Annotated in this window: 16 protein-coding genes and 1 pseudogene; 2 read left to right on the top strand and 15 right to left on the bottom strand. The window is 67.2% G+C overall.

Annotated elements, in window-relative coordinates; all coding sequences use genetic code 11:
• Positions 1-126: 126 nt before the first annotated feature.
• The gene (gene der, locus VFW45_02230) at positions 127-1,476 is read right to left on the bottom strand and encodes a ribosome biogenesis GTPase Der (protein ID HEU5179582.1); all 1,350 of its coding nucleotides are present in this window, start codon (positions 1,474-1,476) and stop codon (positions 127-129) included.
• A gap of 135 nt (positions 1,477-1,611) precedes the next feature.
• Here der and VFW45_02225 point away from each other — a divergent pair, with 135 nt between their 5' ends.
• Together VFW45_02225 and VFW45_02220 are read left to right on the top strand one after the other, a co-directional pair.
• Positions 1,612-1,881, top strand: coding sequence for an HU family DNA-binding protein (locus tag VFW45_02225; protein HEU5179581.1), 270 nt, complete (start codon positions 1,612-1,614; stop codon positions 1,879-1,881).
• 197 nt (positions 1,882-2,078) lie between these two features.
• A complete protein-coding gene (locus tag VFW45_02220; protein ID HEU5179580.1) occupies positions 2,079-2,933 on the top strand; it encodes a site-2 protease family protein in 855 nt (284 codons plus the stop codon).
• Positions 2,934-2,940: 7 nt separating this feature from the next.
• Here VFW45_02220 and VFW45_02215 read toward each other — a convergent pair whose 3' ends face one another.
• The 14 genes and pseudogenes from VFW45_02215 to VFW45_02150 all read right to left on the bottom strand — a co-directional run.
• Entirely contained in the window at positions 2,941-5,349 is a 2,409-nt protein-coding gene (locus VFW45_02215; GenBank protein ID HEU5179579.1) for a DNA internalization-related competence protein ComEC/Rec2, read from the bottom strand.
• 66 nt (positions 5,350-5,415) lie between these two features.
• Complete coding sequence (locus VFW45_02210; protein ID HEU5179578.1) at positions 5,416-6,138, bottom strand: hypothetical protein; 723 nt, start codon at positions 6,136-6,138, stop codon at positions 5,416-5,418.
• A complete protein-coding gene (locus VFW45_02205; protein ID HEU5179577.1) occupies positions 6,135-6,902 on the bottom strand; it encodes a type III pantothenate kinase in 768 nt (255 codons plus the stop codon). The genes VFW45_02210 and VFW45_02205 overlap by 4 nt, the downstream gene beginning before the upstream one ends.
• Before the next feature lie 2 nt (positions 6,903-6,904).
• Positions 6,905-7,669, bottom strand: a complete 765-nt coding sequence (locus VFW45_02200) for a biotin--[acetyl-CoA-carboxylase] ligase (protein ID HEU5179576.1) — start codon at positions 7,667-7,669, stop codon at positions 6,905-6,907.
• Between the two features lie 20 nt (positions 7,670-7,689).
• Positions 7,690-8,553, bottom strand: a complete 864-nt coding sequence (nadC, locus tag VFW45_02195) for a carboxylating nicotinate-nucleotide diphosphorylase (GenBank protein ID HEU5179575.1) — start codon at positions 8,551-8,553, stop codon at positions 7,690-7,692.
• The gene (locus VFW45_02190) at positions 8,550-11,231 is read right to left on the bottom strand and encodes a valine--tRNA ligase (protein ID HEU5179574.1); all 2,682 of its coding nucleotides are present in this window, start codon (positions 11,229-11,231) and stop codon (positions 8,550-8,552) included. The genes nadC and VFW45_02190 overlap by 4 nt, the downstream gene beginning before the upstream one ends.
• A gap of 101 nt (positions 11,232-11,332) precedes the next feature.
• Complete coding sequence (locus VFW45_02185; GenBank protein ID HEU5179573.1) at positions 11,333-12,289, bottom strand: response regulator; 957 nt, start codon at positions 12,287-12,289, stop codon at positions 11,333-11,335.
• 122 nt (positions 12,290-12,411) lie between these two features.
• Positions 12,412-13,671, bottom strand: coding sequence for a TlpA disulfide reductase family protein (locus tag VFW45_02180; GenBank protein ID HEU5179572.1), 1,260 nt, complete (start codon positions 13,669-13,671; stop codon positions 12,412-12,414).
• A 205-nt stretch (positions 13,672-13,876) separates the two neighbouring features.
• Positions 13,877-14,248 (bottom strand): annotated as a pseudogene (locus VFW45_02175) (cobalamin B12-binding domain-containing protein).
• Between the two features lie 37 nt (positions 14,249-14,285).
• Positions 14,286-15,899, bottom strand: a complete 1,614-nt coding sequence (locus VFW45_02170) for a methylmalonyl-CoA mutase family protein (protein ID HEU5179571.1) — start codon at positions 15,897-15,899, stop codon at positions 14,286-14,288.
• A 68-nt stretch (positions 15,900-15,967) separates the two neighbouring features.
• A complete protein-coding gene (locus tag VFW45_02165) occupies positions 15,968-17,128 on the bottom strand; it encodes an acyl-CoA dehydrogenase family protein (protein ID HEU5179570.1) in 1,161 nt (386 codons plus the stop codon).
• Positions 17,129-17,134: 6 nt separating this feature from the next.
• Entirely contained in the window at positions 17,135-18,277 is a 1,143-nt protein-coding gene (locus tag VFW45_02160) for an acyl-CoA dehydrogenase (GenBank protein ID HEU5179569.1), read from the bottom strand.
• A 164-nt stretch (positions 18,278-18,441) separates the two neighbouring features.
• Positions 18,442-18,975 carry a ribosome-associated translation inhibitor RaiA gene (raiA, locus tag VFW45_02155; GenBank protein HEU5179568.1) on the bottom strand — a complete coding sequence of 178 codons (534 nt, stop codon included), beginning with the start codon at positions 18,973-18,975 and terminating at the stop codon, positions 18,442-18,444.
• An 11-nt stretch (positions 18,976-18,986) separates the two neighbouring features.
• The coding region (locus VFW45_02150; protein HEU5179567.1) for a hypothetical protein at positions 18,987-19,078 on the bottom strand (92 nt) is incomplete at its 5' end.

Genomic DNA, 19,078 nt, shown 5'->3' with positions numbered 1-19,078 from the left:
AAGGTTTCAGCCCCTTAAACATAGAGGCGCCACCCGCCTCGATCAACCCCGGCGGGCGGCGGGACGATAGCATGCCGCAGGGCATGGGTCAATCCCTTTCTATTCATGAAGTTAACGACCTGCGGCTCAAGCGCGGCGACGGAATTTCAGGGCAATCGGGGCGAGCTCCAGTCCCAGGGACTTCCGCAGGTGCCTGGCCAGGAACCTGCCGTAGGCGGGCTCAATCCGGGCCCCGTTGGTGAACACGACGAAGGAGGGAGGGAAACCTCCCGTCTGTGCGATGTAAAAGAGACGGGGCACCTTGTCCTTCGAAGCGGGAGTGCGCAGGCGAACCGCCTCCTCGAGGGCCTCATTCAGCCGGGAAGTCGGGATCTTGCGAGCGCATTCTTCCGCCAGCCGGTCCAGCGTCGAAAGGGCCTTCCCGAGGCCGCTTCCCTGCGAGGCAGAAACCGGCAGCACGGGAACATCACGGCCGAAGTGCAGGCTTTCGATCGCCTGCCCCACGACCGCCTCCACCGCTTCGCGCCGCACCCGATCCATCTTGTTCAGGAGCACGAGTAGAGGGCGGCGCAACCGCAGGCACTCGCCGATCACCGCCAGGTCCTGATGTGCGGGAGGCGAGGTCGCATCCAGGACCGCGAGGATGATGTCGGCGGCGCGAATCGTGGCAAAAGCGCGCTCCACGCTCTGGACCTCCACCGTCTCGCCTTCCGCCCGCGCCTTGCGGCGCAGTCCTGCCGTGTCCACGACCTTGTAAAGGCGCCCGCTATGGGAGAACTCGGCGTCCACCGGGTCCCGCGTGGTTCCCGGAACACTGCTGACCACCGCTCGCTCTTCTCCGGTGAGACGGTTGAAAAGAGTGGATTTCCCGACATTTGGGCGGCCGACTATGGCCAGCCGAATCGCCTCCGGCGATGCCGCAGGGAGCTCTTCGGCCGGAATCTCCGGAGGCAGTCGCTCGAGCATGCGATCCAGAAGGTGCGATATACCCCGTCCCTGCTCCGCTGAGATGGCAATCGGGTCCGCGAACCCGAGCTTGAAGAAGTCGGCCGTACGCGCTTCCTGTCCTTCGGCATCCACCTTGTTGACGGCGAGAAGGATGGGACGGGTCGACTCGCGCAGCACCTTTCCCAGGGACTCATCCAGCGCCGTGAGTCCATGCCGGCCGTCTACGACGAAGACCACGAGATCGGCTTCTTCAACTCCCTTCAGCACTTGGCGCTCGACGCCCCGGGTGAGCTCGTCCCGATCCCCTGGGACCAGACCTCCGGTGTCGAAGAGCCGGAACCGGCGGCCGTTCCATTCGCAGATCGCCTCGATCCGATCGCGCGTCACCCCCGGACGATCATGGACGATGGAGTGGCTCCCTGTGAGGCGATTGAAAAGGCGCGACTTCCCTACATTGGGTGCCCCGACGAGCGCCACCACGGCGCCGTCGCGCGCCGTTTTTTCCCTGGCAGAAGGCCTCCCGCGCATTACCGATCCCCTGCTCGATTCAGGCGGCTTGCGCAAAGCGTCAGGCGACCTGGACTTGCTTGACAGGAAACGCGTTACACCCTTACCATGGCAACAACTTAAAGCTGCTCAAGGCCCTAGGAGGAGGTGGAGGGGATGATCAAGACCGATATCATCAACAACGTCGCAAAAGCCGCCGATATCACCCGCATCAAGGCAGTCATCGCGGTCGAGGCGGTCCTGGATGCCATGAAGGAATCGATGAAGCGCGGCGAGCGCATCGAGCTCCGCGGCTTTGGAGTGTTCCAGGTGAAGCCCCGAAAGAAGGGAATCGGCAGGAACCCCAGGACCGGCTACGAGGTCCGTATCCCCCCGGGAAAGACCATCCGTTTCAAGCCCGGCAAGAACCTGAGAAATCTGAAGTAATCCGCCCGCAAGACGCTCCTCGCGGGGCGGCCGGGCAGTATAGCACCGCTGTAAGCTCACCCCTTCTCCCCTCTCCTAGGGACGGCGCATTGTACCCGCAAGGCCCCACTTCTCCCGAAACTCTTGGCTCCGTCGAAAGTCCCGAAGCGACGCGCGGCCCGTCGGCTCCAATGCCGCGGCTCCGAACGGCGCCCTCAGTGCGGTGGTGGCTGCATGTCCTGCTCTTCGCCCTGACCGCCGTGAGCGCCCTCATCGCGGGAGCAATCTTCCACTCCCGAGAGGAATTCTGGAAGGATCCGTTGCTGGAGACGATCCTGAATCCGGCGCGCTGGAGTGCCGGGGCTCCTTATGCCGCGAGCGTTCTTCTGATCCTCCTGGCCCATGAGCTCGGTCACTATTTCGCGTGCCGGTACTACGGGATTCCGGCGAGCCTTCCCTACTTCCTTCCGGGTCCCAACCTGCTCGGCACGTTCGGCGCCTTCATACGCATCCGCGGGGTCATCCCTTCCCGCAAGGCGCTCTTCGACGTTGGCGTCGCCGGCCCCATCGCCGGCTTCGTGGTGGCACTTCCTTTCTTCATCATCGGAATGGCCCGGTCGGAGATCGTGGCCTCCTCCCAGGCCGGAGACGCTCCCTTCCTCGTCGGCTTTCCGCTTCTCTTCCAGGCGGCGATTCCCTGGTTCTTTCCCCACGCCCCCGCCGGAATGGCCTTGAATCTCAGCCCGCTTCTCTCGGCCGCCTGGGTGGGGATGCTCGCCACATCGCTGAATCTGCTTCCCGTCGGTCAGCTCGACGGCGGACATCTCTGTTACGCCCTTTCCCGGCGCCTGCACGCCGCCATGTCCCGCATCACCTTGATCGGCGTCATTCTCCTGGGAGCCGTGCACAAAGGCTGGCTCCTCTGGGCCGTCGCACTCCTGATGATCGGAGAGCGCCACCCTCCGTTGCTGGATGAAGGTGAGCCGCTGTCCCGGGGCAGGAGAATCGTCGCTCTGGTGGCCCTCGCCATCTTTCTGCTTTCCTTCATGCCGATCCCTCTGGTGCTCAACTAGGCTGCGCTCACGGCGGCACCGCCAGGGCCCGGCGGCTCCAGCCCTGCCCGGCCGTCTCATATTCGATCGCTCCTTCCCGATCGGTCCGATGAATGCCGATGCTCCCTCTGCGAAGTCTATCGACGACGCTGGGCGCCGGATGGCCCCAGGGGTTTCCCGTCCCCACCGAGATCACGGCAATCCGGGGAGAGGCGGCTTCGAGAAAAGCTTCGGAGGTGGAAGAAGAGCTGCCGTGATGGGCCACTTTCAGGAGCTGCACCGGTCGCGAAGCCAGCAAAGGAATGAGCCTTTGCTCTCCTTCGGCTTCGACATCGCCCGTCAGCAATGCGGCGGTGTCGCCGAGCGAGACGCGCAGCACCAGGGAATCGTCGTTGGCGACCTTTCCCCCACGGCGCGACATCGCAGCGCCCGAAAGCAGCACCTCGAGGCAGGCGGCGCCATAGCAGCGCATGGTCCCGCCGGCGGGATGGAGCTCCGTTATCCGCAAGCTTCCCGCCTGAGCCTCGATCCGTCTCACCAGTGCGGCGTCGGCAGGCGCGCCTCCCAGCCATATCTCGCGAGGCGGAAAGGCCTCCAGGATCGCAGGCAAGCCGCCCCCGTGGTCCTGATGGGCGTGGGTGAGGACGACCGCCTCCAGACGCCGGACACCCCTCGACATCAATGCCGGAAGGACCACCCGTTCTCCGACGTCGAAATCGCTGGCCGCAAAGCCTCCGGCATCAACCAGGACCCATTTCGGACCGGGCAGCCCCACCAGGATCGCGTCGCCCTGCCCGACGTCCAGCGCCATAACGCTGAGCCTTCCCGGAGGCAGCCACGGATCGGGAGGCCACGCCATCAGGACCATGGACGCCAGCACGGCACCGTACAGGACCTTTCCCTCGGGCTTCCTCGTCTTGCAATGCAGTCGCGCCAGGAGGAGGGCTCCCAGGGCCGCGGTGACCGGAAAGGAAGGCGAGGGGACGCGCAGGCATGCACCCGGAATCCGCAGCGCGATCGAGCAGCAGGAGGCGAAGCCAGCGAGCAGCGCCTCCATCCACGCCGCCCCGGCGGCTCCGGGCCGGACCAGGAGAAACCCTCCCAGAACCATGGAGATCGTCAAGAAGGGCGCGGCGATGATATTGAGAAGCAAAGCGACCGGGGAAATCTGCAGGAACCAGCAAGCCATCAGAGGGGTCGACGCCGTCCAGGCGCCCAGGGAAGCCTTGATGCCGCGCGCGGCCCATTGGAGCTTCGCAGGCGCCGGTGTGGCTCCGCCGCCGAGCGCCAGGATTCCCCAGGTTGCCAGGAAAGAAAGCTGGAAGGCCGGGGTGAACAGGTGCTGGGGGGTGACCACCATCAACGCCACCCCCGCAAGCGATTGCGCGTCCCACGCCGAGACCTTGCGCTCGAATCTCTCGCCCAGCTCCTGGAGTCCCGCCGCCAGAGCGCAGCGAAGGATGGGATCCGCGCCTCCCGAAAGCAGCACATAGAACCCTCCGACCCCGGCGAGCAGCGCCGGCTCCGTCCATCGCCGCCACGGCAGCCGCCTCCCCAGGACGCGGAGCATCGCCAGGAGCAGAGCGAAGTGCATCCCTGAGATCGATACGATGTGGTAAACGCCGGTTCTTCGGAACAGCGATTCGGTGCGCCCCTCTCCCCCTTCTCTCTCTCCCAGCAGAATGGCCGCCAGGAAGCGGCGCGACTCCTCCCCGTCCGGATTCTGAAATGAGGCATCCAGGCGGGCCTTCCAGCGCGATCGCAGGCGGTGGATCGCGACCATCGGATCGTCGTACCCCTTTCCCGGAAGGGGCTCGGCGAGCTGGCTGCTCTTGAGATTCCCCAACAGATGGATTCCGTCGGCTTCCAGAGCAAGCCGATAGTCGAATGCGCCCGGGTTGCGGAAGCTTTTTCCCTGGCGCAGGCGCAGCGGCATTTCCCAGCGCGATCCATAGGCCGGACGAAACGCCGGCGCCGGAGCGCGCACCGAAATCCGCACCGTTCCAGGGCAAGGGAGCCAGCCATCCGGGACGGCGACCTCTTCAACCTGGAAGGAGAAGCGGAGACGATCGAGATGAAGGACGGGGTCGGAGATCACCCGGCCCCGCACCCGCGTCAGGCGCGCCGGATCGAGCGGCTCCCGCTCGGCCAGCCGCAGCAGCGGCGCCTGCTGGTAGCTCCGGTGGGTTCGCGAAGCCAGGGCGGCGCCTCCCGTGGCGATGGCCAGGCTTACGCATGCCGCGAGCGCCAGGGAAGGCTGGCGACATCCCGCAAGGGCGCGACGGCGCAGACTCCACGCGGCTGCGATGCAGATCGCTGAGCCGAGGATGAACAGAGGGGGAGGAAGAAGGATTACGCGGGCGGCGGCAATTCCGGAGGCAAAGGCAACCGCCGTGCCGAAGGAAAAGGTGAACCGAGGGGGAGAAGTTCGGCGCACGCGGCAGGCTCGACGCGCGGACCGGCTCCCCGGGGGAAGCTAGCATTTCCCGCGCGCCGCATCAAGTCAGGAGAAAAGGGCGATACGCCCTATCCCCCAGTGCTTGCGCGTCAGCTCGTCCTCGAGAGCCTGCAGCGTCTCATCGCGCGCCTGAGGCGTCATGCTCCTGCCGAACACGGCTGCGCGCGCACGCGCCTGTGCGGCGATGTCCGCGCGCGCTTCGACAGGCAGGCTGCGCCGCGCCGCTTCCAGGAGCGCCGCGTCGAGACGCGTCAAAGCCTGGTCGAGAAGAGAGAGATTTCCCTCTTCCTTTCCCGCATCGCGCCGCAGGCGGCGCGTTTCCGCCGCCGCCACGAACAGCTCGCGCGCCAGCTCCTCTCCGCCCGCGTCGGCCGCTCCGGTCGCGGCGGAGGCAAGACGGCGGGCCAGCCGCCCCAGATGCAGGCGAATCTCCCGGCGCAGCCGTTGCGAGTCCTCCGCTTCCCCGCGCCGCACGGCGGCCATCTCGCGGCGCAGTCGCGCGCGGTGCTCGACCTCGGAGCGGACGTAGGCCAGGGAATTCACCGGCCGTGCCGTGGTGCCCCCGGTGCGGCGCGCGGCGAACACGTCTTCCAAGGCCTCCAGCACGATTGCGATCGGCACGCCGTCGGACCACCAGGAGGCAATCAGCGCCCAGTCGCGGGGGGACAGGAGCAGGTGGGTGCCGCGCAGCGCGCCGAAGCGCTCCTCGATGGTGCGGAAGTAGCGGCGCTCCTCCGCGGAGACCTCCGGCTCGGGTGAGCGGCTCACCGGTTTCTCTCGTACAGGATGCGCAGCCCCGTGAGCGTGAGATCGGGATCGATGGCGTCGACGAAGCGCGAGAGATCCGGCTGCAGCAGCGCCGTCAGGCCGCCGGTGGCCACCACGGCGGGAGTCCCGCCCATCTCCGCGCGCATGCGCTCCAGGATTTCGCGGACCAGCCCCAGGTACCCGAAGACGATTCCCGATTGCATGCTGGCGATCGTGCTCTTGCCGATCGCCCGATCGGGGCGCTTCAAGTCGATGCGCGGCAGCTTGGCGGTAGCCTCGAACAGCGATTGCGCCGAGACCTTCACCCCCGGCGCGATGGCGCCTCCCAGATACTCTCCCCGCGCGCTGACCGCGTCGAAGGTGGTCGCGGTGCCGAAATCGGCGACGATGGAGGCCCTTTGGAAGCGCGCATAGGCCGCCACGCCGTTCACGATTCGGTCGGCCCCCACCTCGTTCGGATTGTCCACCAGGATCGGCATCCCGGTCTTGATGCCGGGGGCCACGAACAGGGGATCAACCCCCAGGTACTTGCGGGCGACCGCCTCGAGCACCGAGTCGAGCGGCGGGACGACGCAGGCGATTGCCACGCCCTGGATCCCGCTGAGGGCGAGGCCGCGTGCCGCGAACAGGCTCTGGATGGCGACGCCGAATTCGTCGGTCGTGCGCCCCCTTTCGGTCGACAGCGACCAGCGGGCTTCCAGAGCCTCGCCGCGGAACACCCCGAGATCGGTGCCGGTGTTCCCGACGTCCACGGCCAGCAGCAGGCTCACGGCATCCTCATGCGGCGGATCTCTCCGAAGTGCAGCGGCCGCACGCTCCCGTCCGCTTCCTGCAGGAGCAGCTCCCCGGAGCTGCCGTAGCCGGCGAAGGTACCGCTCAGGATCTCGTCCCCGAGGTCGATTTGCAGCGGGCTGCCGGGCGGATGGGCCGACCGCTCCAGCATCGCCTCCAGCAGCGTCGCCGGACCGGATGAGAGGAGACGATCGTAATCGGCCTCCCAGAAAGCCAGGATCGCGCCCAGCAGCGCCTCCCGGTCCCAGACATGGCCGCCGGAGAGCCGCAGCGAGGTGGCTTCCCCTTCCATCTCGGCGGGAAACTCAACCAGGTTGACGTTCATGCCGATGCCCACGACAAGCGCCGCAGCGCCCGCTTCTCCGCGAGCCTCCGCCAGGATTCCACCGAGCTTGCGGCCCCGGAAAAGGAGATCGTTGGGCCACTTGATGGCCACTCCGGGGAGCTGGCCCCATTCGGCGAGCGCCCGGGCCGCCCCCGTCGCGGCCGTAAGAGACACGAGGGGAAGCAGGCTCGCAGGCAGCGGCGGGCGAAGAATCAGGCTCGCGTAGAGGCTGACTCCCGCGGGCGAGTGCCAGAAGCGATCGCGCCGTCCGCGGCCCCGGGTCTGCTCCTCGGCCAGTACGAGCGTGCCTTCCGCAGCTCCGCTCTCGAGGAGCTCGAGCGCTTTGTCGTTGGTCGATTCGAGCGCATCGTAGCGGTGCAGCGGCTTTCCGAACCGGCGGGGTGCTGGAAACAAGGCAGGTATCTCCGGCATGCTCACGGCAAAGGCTCCAGGCGCAGCGACAGATCGGCCCAGGGCGCCGAGTGGGTCAAAGCACCGGAGGATACCGCGTCGGCTCCCAGACTCGACAGGCGCCGCACGTTTTCCGCCGTCACTCCTCCCGAGATTTCCACATGGATTCGCCCCCGGGCGACGGCGAGCGCTCGGTTGAGAGCGCGCCCCGACAGGTTGTCCAGGAGCACGGAATCGGCTCCCGATACGATCGCCTCCCGCAGATCGCGCAGCGATGAAACCTCGACCTGGATGGGTGGGCGGCGCCCGACACCACCGCGGCCGGCGCGGCGCACCGCGGCACCCACACCGCCTCCGACTCTCCAGTGATTGTGCTTGATCAAAATGCCGTCGTCCAGACGAAGCCGGTGGTTCTCGCCTCCTCCCACCCGCACCGCGTACTTCTCGGCCAGGCGGAGGCCGGGATGGGTCTTGCGCGTGTCGCGGACGGCACATCGCCCGCGGGCGGCGCGGACGCAGCGATCGGTGTAGGTGGCGATGCCGGAGAGGTGCTGCAGGAAATTGAGGGCCGTGCGCTCGGCCCGCAGGATCGACGCGGCGCGGCCGCGCACCCGGGCGACCGTCTCACCGCGCCGCACTCTGCTGCCGTCGCGCCGCACCGGGGTGAAGCGCAGGGTGGGATCGACGCGGCGGAAGGCCTCGTGGGCGAACTCGATTCCCGCGAGCACCAGCGGCTGCTTCGCGCGAATGGTCCCCACGGCGCGTTGCGCTTTCGGCACGACGGACAGGGTGGTCCGGTCTCCCGAACCCAGATCCTCCCGCAGCGCCTCGCGCACCAGCCTTCCCTGCTCCTGCCGCAGGGCGGATAGGCGCACTCCGCCGGTCACGGTTTTCCGGCGCGGGTTGAGGCATCCGGATCGGAGAGCGCGGCCAGCGTCTGCTCGAGCTTGTCCCGCTTTCCGGCCAGCTCGGTCCGGGAGGAGCGCACCTTCTCGACGATTGCGGCGGGGGCACGTGACACGAAACTATCGTTGGCCAGCTTGGCCTCCAGCGCGGCGATCTCCCGGTCGATCTTCTCCATCTCGCGGCTCAGCCGGCCGCGCTCCTCGCCGGTGTCGCGCTCCTGGGGAAGCAGGAGCGCCATCTCCAGCCCCGTGACCACCCCGCGCACCGCCGCGGCATCCCTGGGTATCTCGTCCACGAAGCGCGTGCCCGACAGCCGCGCCAGCGAGGCCACGGTCGACGCATGCTCCTCGAGGAGCCGCCGCGGGTAGGCCAATTCCGTCTTGAACAAGGCCTCCACCTTGCGGCCCGGATCGAGCTCCGCCTCGGCGCGCAGGTTGCGCAGCTTGCCCACGGCCGCCATCAGGAACTGCATCTCGCGCTCCGCTTCCTCGTCGTGCTCTTCGGGCCGATGGACGGGAAATTGCGCCACCACCAGGGAGTCGCCCTGGTGAGGCAGCCTCTGCCAGATTTCCTCGGTCAGGAAAGGCATGAACGGGTGCAGCAGCCGCAGCGCCCGGTCCAGGGTGCGCAGCAGGACGCTGCGCGCCGTCCGCGCCGCCTCCGCGTCGCTTCCGAGGAGTGCCGGCTTCACCATCTCGAGGTACCAGTCGCAGAACTCGTGCCAGAAGAAGCGGTGCAGCGCCGTCGCCGCCGCGTCGAAGCGGAACTCCTCCAAGGCGGCATCGACTTCCGCCGCGACGCCGTTGACCCGGCTGATGATCCAGCGGTCCGCCAGCGGCAGACCCTTGCCAGCGGCGCGGAAGCGCGGCTCCGAGGGAGGCATCGCGGGGTCCAGGTTCATCAGGGTAAAGCGCGCCGCATTCCAGATCTTGTTGGCGAACGCCTGGTACCCTTCCACCCGCTTGAGGTCGAGCAGGACGTCGGCGCCCGGGGAGGACATGGCGGCCAGCGTGAAGCGCAGCGCGTCGGTCCCGTGCCGCTCCATCAGCTCCAGGGGATCGACGGTGTTACCGCGCGTCTTGCTCATCTTGCGGCCCTTGTCGTCGCGCACCAGGCCGTTGAAGTAGACCTGCGGAAACGGGACCTCGCCCATGAACTTCAACCCCATCATGATCATGCGGGCCACCCAGAAGAACAGGATGTCGTAGCCCGTCACCAGGACCGAGGTGGGATAGAAGCGCCGCAAATCGGCAGCTGCGGTGTCGGGCCATCCCAGGGTGGAGAAGGGCCACAGTGCCGAGCTGAACCAGGTATCGAGGACGTCCGCATCCTGCACCGGATGCGCGGCTCCGCAGGAGGCGCACGCCGCCGGCGTGTCGCGCGACACGGTGATGTGCGCGCAGCGGGCGCAATGCCAGGCCGGGATGCGGTGGCCCCACCAGAGCTGGCGGGAGATGCACCAGTCGTGGATGTTGCGCATCCACTCGTAGTAGTCGTTGCGGCGGTTCTCGGGAACGAAGCGCACCCTGCCGTCCTCCACGGCGCGCAGCGCTTCCGAGGCGAGCGGCTCCATGCGGACGAACCACTGGTCCGACAGCGTCGGCTCGACCACCGTGTCGCTGCGATCGCAGCGGCCCACCGCGTGCCGGTGCTCCTCGATTTTCACGAGGTAGCCTGACGCCTCCAGATCGGCCAGCAGCTTCTTGCGGCAGGCATAGCGATCCAATCCGGCGTACGGCCCGGCCTCGGAGCTCATCTTCGCCGCCTCGTCCATGATGCGCACTGCGGGGAGGCCATGCCGCCGGCCGATGGCGAAGTCGTTCGGATCGTGCGCCGGGGTGACCTTCACCGCCCCGGTGCCGAAGGCGGCATCCACCGCGTCGTCGGCGACGATCGGCAGCTCCCGTCCCAGGATCGGCAGGACCGCATTCTTCCCGACCAGCGCCGCGTAGCGCTCGTCGGCCGGATGCACCGCCACCGCCGTGTCCCCCAGCATCGTTTCGGGCCGGGTCGTCGCCACCGTGATTGATCCGTTGCCTTCCTTGAGCGGATAGCGAATCGAATAGAGCTTGCCGGTGACCTCCTTGTGCACCACCTCCAGGTCCGACAGCGCCGTCCGGCAGCTCGGGCACCAGTTGACGATTGCCTTGTCGCGGTAGATGAGCCCCTCTTCGTACAGGCGCACGAAGACCTCGCGCACCGCGACGGAGAGCCCCTCGTCGAGGGTGAACCGCAGGCGGCTCCAGTCACAGGAGGCCCCCAGCCGCTTCAGCTGCTCGACAATGGCGCTGCCGTGCTCCTCCTTCCAGGCCCACACGCGCTTCTGGAACGCCTCGCGGCCCAGCACGTGCCGGCTCGTCCCCTCCTTCTGCAGCTCGCGCTCGACCACCATCTGCGTCGCGATCCCGGCATGGTCGGTCCCCGGAAGCCACAGCGTGTTCCTCCCCTGCATGCGGCGCCAGCGCACCAGAACGTCCTGCAAAGTATTGTTGAGCGCGTGGCCGGCGTGCAGCCTTCCCGTGATGTTGGGCGGCGGGATGACGATGCAGAAAGGCTCCGACTGGGAAGACGGATCGGGAGTGAAGTAGCCCGAGGCAAGCCAGTGGGCGCTCCAACGGCCCTCCACCTCCGCCGGATCGAAGCGCTTCGGGACTTCCATGCGTGGCACTCCTGAGGAGCATGCCCGCGCGGCGATGCTCCCGAAAAACAAAGGAGGCAGGCACGGGCCTGCCCCCTGATCCATGGACCTGCGCGGTGGGATCAGCCTTCCCGGGAAATCTTCTCCTCGAGCTCCCGGATGCGCTGGCGAATCAGGTTCTCGGCGATTTCGGGGATTACCTCCCAGGCAATCTCCCGAACGATCCGATCGGAGAGCTTCTCGACCACGCGTGAGGCGATCCGATCCACCTGGTCGGGACTGAGGCCGTTGCCTCCGGTCTCACCGTGGGTCTCGGCTGCGTAGGCGGCCTGGACCGCTTCCGCGGAGATGGGCTGCTCCGCTTCGCGCGCCATGGCGGACTCGCCGCGCATCGGCGCCCTCTCTTCGGTCTCGGGACGCGATGAGAGGGGCGCGGAGGAAAGCCCGCTGGCCAGCTCGTCCCAGGTCCCCGCCGAAGCTTCCTCGGAAGAGCTCGACGGGGGCGGGATGTCTTCCGGATCGAGGTGAACGGTCTGGATCGACTCGCCCGCTTCGCTGCCGAATTCGCGCCGCGCGGAAGGCTCGTCGTCGTAGCGATCCGGCACGATGCGAACCTCAACTTCCTGCGCAGCGCCCGCCGGCTCGGGGGCTTCGGCAGTCGGTTCTTCTATCGCCTCGCGGACGCCAGCCGGCATCGTCACGGCCGGTGCGGCCATGGCAATCAGCTCCTCCACGCGCGCGATCAGCACTTGCGATTCGAACGGCTTGGTCAGGTGGCCATCCGCTCCCACGGCTTGCGCGCGATTTTTATCGAAAGGCTCGAAGGTGCCGGTCAGCAGCAGGACGGGAATCCGCGAAGTGGTCGGATCCCCCTTCACCTTCTCGCACACTTCGTAGCCGTTGGCCTCCGGCATGATCACGTCCAACAGCGCGATATCGGGCCGGACCTCGTGAATCTTGCGCAGCGCCTGTGAGCCATTGCCGACGGCATAGACCTGATAGTCCCCTTCCGAGAAGGTCAGCTCGACGACCTTCTGGATGGTGATGCTGTCGTCCGCTAGAAGGATTTTCTTCGGCATGCCGCCCCCGGCCCGCAGGTCCCGGAACGCTCGGGAATCGCTCCCGGCGACAGGGCCTTCGTCTTGAGCCGGCTCAACTTAGCAGATGGGATCCGAGAGTGTCAAGGCTCCCCGCGTGTAGCTCAACGCAGCTGCTTCTCCGCCAAATCGAGCAAGGACTCGGGGGGGAGCCCGCCGTTGGCGAGGAGGGTACCGTCGCGACCAATCAGAAAGTAGTTCGGCGCGCCGAGGAACCGGTACAGCCTCTGCAAAGGCCTGTCCCGAAGCGCCTCCCCCGTCTCGATCGTCTGGGGCCAGGACATTTCATGCGATGTCGCGAAGGCCTCCACCTGCTCTTTCGCCCCCCCGAGGTGGACTCCGAGAATCTCGAATCCTCGCGGGTGGAGACGACGATAGCCCGCCACGAGCGTCTTCGCGTGGGCCACGCAACCCTGGCACCAGGTTCCCCAGAAATCGAGCAGGAGCACCTGCCCGCGAAAATCGCTCAGGTGGCGGCGTTTCCCGTCGAAGTCGACGAAGGCGAAGTCGGGCGCGGGGCTATCCACCTCGAGGCTGGGCCGCTCCGGGAGCTTCTCGGCGAGCGGTTTCAGAGTCAGTGTCGAGCCATCGTGGTCCACCGAGAACTCGTAGGTCGCTCCTCCGAGACTGACCTGGCGTTCCCAGATCCAGAAGAACTCGCGCGAGGCCCGGTTCGCGGGATCCAGCTTTCCATCGCCATTCAGGTCGAACAGGGCCGCGTTGTAGTCGTCGTCGTAAGAGCCGGCGGTTCCCCACAGCGCGAAGGCGATCTGCATCCCGGGGCCGCGCACCACTCCTTTGCGCAGCGTCGATTGGGACAGGATCGCTTTCGGCCTGGCTCCCGTCCCTCGCATCAGCTCCGCCGGATTCTCCGAAAAGGTCATGCGAAACATCACGCGACCGCCCGTCGTCTGCACGCCGGTGTCGATCTCGGCGACCCAGAGCGCTTTCCGCCCGGAATGGCGGGAACGGACCCGTAGATCGACGCTTTGTTTTCGCACTGGATAGCGGCGATCGTCGCCGAGGTCGCCGTCCGAATCCAGATCGGCCGTCACGAAGGCGGCTCCCCGTGAATCGAGATCGACGGCAAGGGTCACCGTGTGGTCCAGACTCGCGAGAACCGTGTCGAAGAGCGCGCTGGGGGAAAGGCCGGTAAGCCCGGGCTTCAAGGGAACGTAATCAGGATCCTCGCTCCACCGGGCGGCCGCCTTGCGGAACTCCGCTTCGGAGAGCCAGTGGACGGAACCTGCTCCCACGTCCACGAGGACCGGCTCCGTCGTGGCAATCCTGAGGACTTCGGGCTGTACCGAGGGAGGAAGTGGCGGCAGCGCGGCTAACAGGAGAAGAAACGACCCGATCTTCATGGAAGCACTCGCTTCCGTTATCTCGGCGACGAGCTCACCGCCGCTTTCCGGCAGGCGCTCCGCGACGAGATCGTGCAGACGATCGTCTCCTGGCGCCTGTGGCAGCACTCTTCCGGCTGCGCACACCCTTCGTACGAGCCCGCGCGCGCGACTTTCCGTTGCGCCGCTCCGACGCGGCGGGAGCCGCCGCATTGCCGCGGGGATGGATGTTGGTGCGCACCCATTCGACCACTTCCGAGGTGGTGGCCCCGGGCGTGAAGATGGCGCGCACTCCCGCCTTCTTTAAGACGGGGATGTCGTCTTCCGGGATGATGCCGCCGCCGAAGACCGGCACCTCGACATCGGCATCCTCCAACAGGCGGATGACTCTGGGAAACAGTGTGTTGTGCGCGCCGCTCAGGATGCTCAGCGACACGGCATCGACGTCTTCCTGGAGCGCGGTGGCCACCACCATCTCGGGGGTCTGGTGCAGCCCGGTGTAGATCACCTCGAAGCCCGCGTCGCGCAGCGCCCGCGCGATGATCTTGGCGCCGCGATCATGGCCGTCGAGACCGACCTTGCCGACGAGCAGGCGAATCTTGCCCGCCGCCGAGGGGCCGACCGGTCCGCCGCGCTCAGAAGTAGGTTTTTTCTTCGCGATACTCACCGAACACCTTCTTCATGGTGCCGCATATCTCCCCCACCGAAGCATAGGCCTCGACCGCCGCGAGGATGGGCGGCATGAGATTGGCTCCGTTCTTGGCCGCGGCGCTCAGGGATTCCAGGGCCTTTCGGTGGACGGCCGCGTCGCGCCGGCGCCGGACCGACTGCAGCTGGCGGATCTGGGCCCGCTCCACCGCCGGCGAAATCTTCAGGATTTCGACCGGCTCATGCTCTCCTTCCTGGAACCGGTTCACGCCCACCATCACCTTCTCGCCGCGCTCCAGCTGCTGCTGGTAGCGGAACGAGGCCTCGGCGATCTCGCGCTGCGGGAAGCCCTGCTCGATGGCGGCGACGATGCCGCCCATCCGATCCACCGCGTCGATGAGATCCATCGCCTCCTTTTCGATCCGGTCGGTCATGCTCTCGAGGAAATAGGACCCGGCCAGCGGGTCGACGGTCGCCGCCACGCCGGTTTCCTCGGCCAGGATCTGCTGCGTGCGCAGCGCGATCGTGACCGCCTTCTCGGTGGGCAGTCCCAGCGTCTCGTCCATCGAGTTGGTGTGCAGCGACTGCGTTCCACCGAGCACCGCGGAGAGCGCCTGCAGCGCCACCCGCACGATGTTGTTGTAAGGCTGCTGGGCGGTGAGCGAGCAGCCCGCCGTCTGGGCATGCGTGCGCAGCATCCAGGAGCGCGGGTCCTTCGCCCCGAAGCGGTCCCGCATGACCCGCGACCAGATGCGGCGGGCGGCGCGGTACTTGGCGATCTCCTCGAAGAAATCGGAATGGGCGTTGAAGAAGAACGACAGGCGCGGCGCGAAGGCGTCGACGTCCTGCCCCGCCCGCGTGCAGGCCTCGACATAGCCGATCCCGTCGGCCAGCGTGAAGGCCAGCTCCTGCGCCGCCGTGGAGCCCGCCTCGCGGATGTGGTAGCCGCTGATCGAGACGGTGTTCCAGGCCGGCACCTCTCGCGTGCAGAAGTCGATCATGTCGACGATGATGCGCATCGACGGCCGCGGAGGATAGATCCACTCCTTCTGGGCGATGTACTCCTTCAGGATGTCGTTCTGGATCGTCCCGCGGACGCGGTCCCAGGAGACGTTCTGCTTGCGGGCGACCGCCAGGTACATCGCCAGCAGGACCGCGGCCGGCGCATTGATGGTCATGGAGGTGGAGACCTGCTCGAGCGGGATCCCCTCGAACAGCGTCTCCATGTCGGCCAGGGTGTCGATCGCCACCCCTTCCCGTCCCACCTCTCCTTCCGAGCGCGCGTCGTCGGAGTCCAGGCCCATCAGCGTGGGCATGTCGAAGGCGACCGAGAGACCCGTCTGGCCGTGGCGCAGAAGGTAGCGGTAGCGGCGATTGGTATCGCGCGGCGTCCCGAACCCCGAGAACTGCCGCATGGTCCAGAGCCGACCACGGTACATGGTGGGGTGCGGGCCGCGCGTGTACGGGAACTCTCCGGGCTGTCCGAGCTTCGTTTCCGGGTCCCAGCGCTCCAGGTCCTCCCAGGTGTAGAGGCGGTCGACCGGGCTGCCCGAAATCGTGGTGAACTCAGGCAGGCGCTCCGGCGCGCCGCGTCCTGCCATCCGCCGCGTCTCCTCTTCCCAGTCCTTGCGAGTGCGGCGGGTCAGGACTCCCCCTGCCGGCTGCTTCATCAGGATCTCCTTCCGAGGTCTTCCAGGATCCGGCGGGCGATGACCAGCCGCTGGATCTCGGAGGTCCCCTCGTAAATCGTGGTCACCCGCGCATCCCGATAGTACCGCTCTACGGGGTACTCGCGCGAGTAGCCGTAGGCGCCATGGATCTGCAGCGCCTGGTAGGCGACCCGGTTCACCATCTCGCTGGCGAACAGCTTCGCCATGGAGGCCTCTTTGGTGAAGGGCACGTCCCCCTTGTCGCGCAGGCGCGCAGCCCGGTGCACCAGCAGCCGGGCCGCCTCGATGGCGGTCGCCATGTCGGCCAGCATGAACTGGATCGCCTGGAAATTCACGATCGACTCCCCGAACGCCTTGCGCTGCCGCGCGAAGGAGATCGCTTCCTCCAGAGCGCCGCGCGCGATCCCCACCGCCTGCGCGCCGATGCCGATGCGCGCCCCGTCCAGCGTCGCCATGGCGATCTTGAAACCCTGGCCCTCTTCTCCGAGGCGGTTCCCGGCCGGCACCCGGCAATCCTGCAGCAGCAGGCTGCCGGTCAGGGAGGAGCGCAGCCCCATCTTGTCCTCCACCTTGCCGAAGGCGAACCCGGGGAAATCCTTCTCCACCAGGAAGGCGGTCAGTCCGCGGGCCCCCTGCGCCGGGTCGGTGGCCGCCACCACCACGAAGAGCTGTCCGATGCCGACGTTGGTCACCCAGGCCTTGTCCCCGTTAAGAAAGTAGAAGTCTCCCTCGCGACGGGCTCGCGCCCGCAGGTGGGCGGCATCCGACCCCGAGTCGGGCTCGGTGAGCGAGAAGCCTCCGAGGATCTCGCCGCGCGCCAGGCGAGGCAGGTAGCGCCGGCGCTGCTCCTCGCTTCCGAAGCGCACGATCGGCCCGGCGCACACCGAGTTGGTCACGCTGACCGTCACCGCCAGCGCGGCGGAGCCCCGGGCGATCTCCTCGATGGCCACCGCGCCTCCGAGGGCGTCCAGGCCGGCCCCGCCATAGGCTTCCGGAATGGTCATCCCGAGCAAGCCGAGCTCCGCCAGGCGGGCCACGGCGCGGGCCGGAAACTCCGAGCGGCGGTCCAGCTCCCCCGCCTCGGGAGAAACCTCGCGGGCGACGAACTCCCTCAGGGTGTCGCGGACGAGAAGATGCTCTTCGGAAAGCGCGAACGGCACGGTGGGTCAGTCCTTCAGAAGGTTGGCGGCGATGACCAGGCGCTGGATCTCGGAAGTGCCTTCATAGATCTCGGTGATCTTGGCGTCGCGGAAGTAGCGCTCCACCGGATAGTCGTTCATGTAGCCGTAGCCGCCATGGATCTGGACCGCCTTGACGGCGCTGCGCATCGCCACCTCGGAGGCGAAGAGCTTGGCCTGCGCGGCCTCGAGCGTGAAGCGCTTTCCCTGGTCCTTGGTCCAGGCGGCGCGCTGCGTGAGCAGCCGCGCGGCGTCCACCTCGGTGGCCATGTCGGCCAGCATGAACTGGATGGCCTGGAACTCCGAGATCGCCTTCCCGAAGGCCTTGCGCTGCTGCGAGTAGCGCGTCGACTCCTCCAGGCAGGCCCGAGCGATGCCTACGGCCTGGGCCGCGATGCCGATGCGCCCCCCGTCCAGCGTGTTCATGGCAATCTTGAATCCCATGCCCTCGGCTCCCAGCCGGTTCGCCTCCGGAATCTCGCACTCCTCGAAGACCATCTCCACCGATCCGGAGCAGGTGATTCCGAGCTTCACTTCGTCCTTGCCGAGGCGGAACCCGGAAGTCCCCTTCTCCACCAGGAAGGCCGAGATCCCGTGGTGCTTCTGCGCGCGATCGGTCACCGCGAAGACCAGCGCCGTGTCGGCGGCCACCCCGTTGGTGATGAAGTTCTTGGTCCCGTTGAGGACGTAGCCGCCGCCCCGGCGGACCGCGGTGGTCTGCTGGGCGCCGGCGTCGGAGCCGGCCCCCGGCTCGGACAGGCAGAAGCAGCCGATCTTCTCGCCGCGCGCGTGCGGCGCCAGGATCCGGCGCTTCTGCTCGTCGTTGCCGAATTTCTCCACCGGATGGCAGAACAAGGAGTTGTTCACCGAGACGATGACCCCGGTCGAAGCACAGGCCCGCGACAGCTCCTCGATGACCAGCGTGTAGGTCAGCGTGTCGAGGCCCGACCCGCCGTGCTCCTCGGGCACCATGACGCCCATCAGGTTGAGCTCGGCGCACTTTTTCACGTTCTCGTAGGGGAACTCGCGGGTTCGATCGAACTGCGCGGCGTGCGGCGCGATCTCCTTCTCGGCGAAATCGCGCACCATGTCGCGGATGGTGACGTGCTCGGAGGTCAGCTCCATTTCCATCGAAAGTGTCCCTGGCTTGTGAGTCGATCCGGTCCGCGCCGCGCGACGGTCCTGCCGGCGCGGCATCGAGGCGCTGGAAGGCGGTAAGCTGTCACGCTGCAAGCCGTTGCAGGATAGCAATGGGGCGGAAGGACTGTCAACCGCGGGCGCCTGCCCGGCGGATTTCAGGGCTCCGGCTCGATCAGCCCGAAATTTCCGTCCCGCCGGCGGTAGAGGACCGAAAGGCGCCGCGACGAGGCGTTGCGGAACACCAGGAACTCCTTGTCGGTTCCCTTGACCTGCAGGAGGGCCTCCTCCAGGGACATCGGCTTGAGGGGCGAGGCGTCGACGCGCACCACCTGGGGCTCCTCGGCGGCGCCATCGCCGTCCGCTTCCGGCTGACGGGGAGAGGCCTTCATCCCCTGCCGCTTCTTCTCCACCTTGACCTTGTCGCGGTGCTTCTTCGCCTGCCGCTCGAGCTTCTCCGCCACCAGCGTCAGGGTGGAATACATGTCGGCCGTCTCGCCGGCGGCCGAGAGCGTGACATGGCGCCCGTGGACCACCACCTCGGCCCGATGGCGCCGCTTCTCGACCGCCAGGATGACGTGCGCCTCCATCAGATGATCCAGGAACCGGTCCAGTTTTCCCAGGCGCTCCTCGGCTGATTTCTTGAGCGCCGGACTGATCTCGATCTGCCTGCCCGTGAAGTGGAACTTCATGGCTCGCTCCTTCAGCGAAACCCCTGCCGGCGCTCGTTCGAGGACGGAATGCGCAGCTCCTCCCGGTACTTGGCGACCGTGCGTCGCGCAATCTGGAGCCCTT

The organism is Candidatus Polarisedimenticolia bacterium (assembly GCA_035764505.1).
Lineage (GTDB): Bacteria > Acidobacteriota > Polarisedimenticolia > Gp22-AA2 > AA152 > AA152.
The sequence above is the reverse complement of the archived record's forward strand: the minus strand, read 5'-3'. Positions and strand labels throughout refer to the sequence as shown.

Excerpts from the sequence above, each read along its gene's own strand:
- VFW45_02190 (HEU5179574.1), bottom strand. The coding sequence starts at position 11,231 with ATGGAAGTCCCGAAGCGCTTCGATCCGGCGGAGGTGGAGGGCCGTTGG.
- der (HEU5179582.1), bottom strand. The coding sequence starts at position 1,476 with ATGCGCGGGAGGCCTTCTGCCAGGGAAAAAACGGCGCGCGACGGCGCC.
- VFW45_02180 (HEU5179572.1), bottom strand. The coding sequence starts at position 13,671 with ATGAAGATCGGGTCGTTTCTTCTCCTGTTAGCCGCGCTGCCGCCACTT.
- VFW45_02170 (HEU5179571.1), bottom strand. The coding sequence starts at position 15,899 with ATGGCAGGACGCGGCGCGCCGGAGCGCCTGCCTGAGTTCACCACGATT.
- raiA (HEU5179568.1), bottom strand. The coding sequence starts at position 18,975 with ATGAAGTTCCACTTCACGGGCAGGCAGATCGAGATCAGTCCGGCGCTC.
- VFW45_02185 (HEU5179573.1), bottom strand. The coding sequence starts at position 12,289 with ATGCCGAAGAAAATCCTTCTAGCGGACGACAGCATCACCATCCAGAAG.
- VFW45_02225 (HEU5179581.1), top strand. The coding sequence starts at position 1,612 with ATGATCAAGACCGATATCATCAACAACGTCGCAAAAGCCGCCGATATC.
- VFW45_02160 (HEU5179569.1), bottom strand. The coding sequence starts at position 18,277 with ATGGAAATGGAGCTGACCTCCGAGCACGTCACCATCCGCGACATGGTG.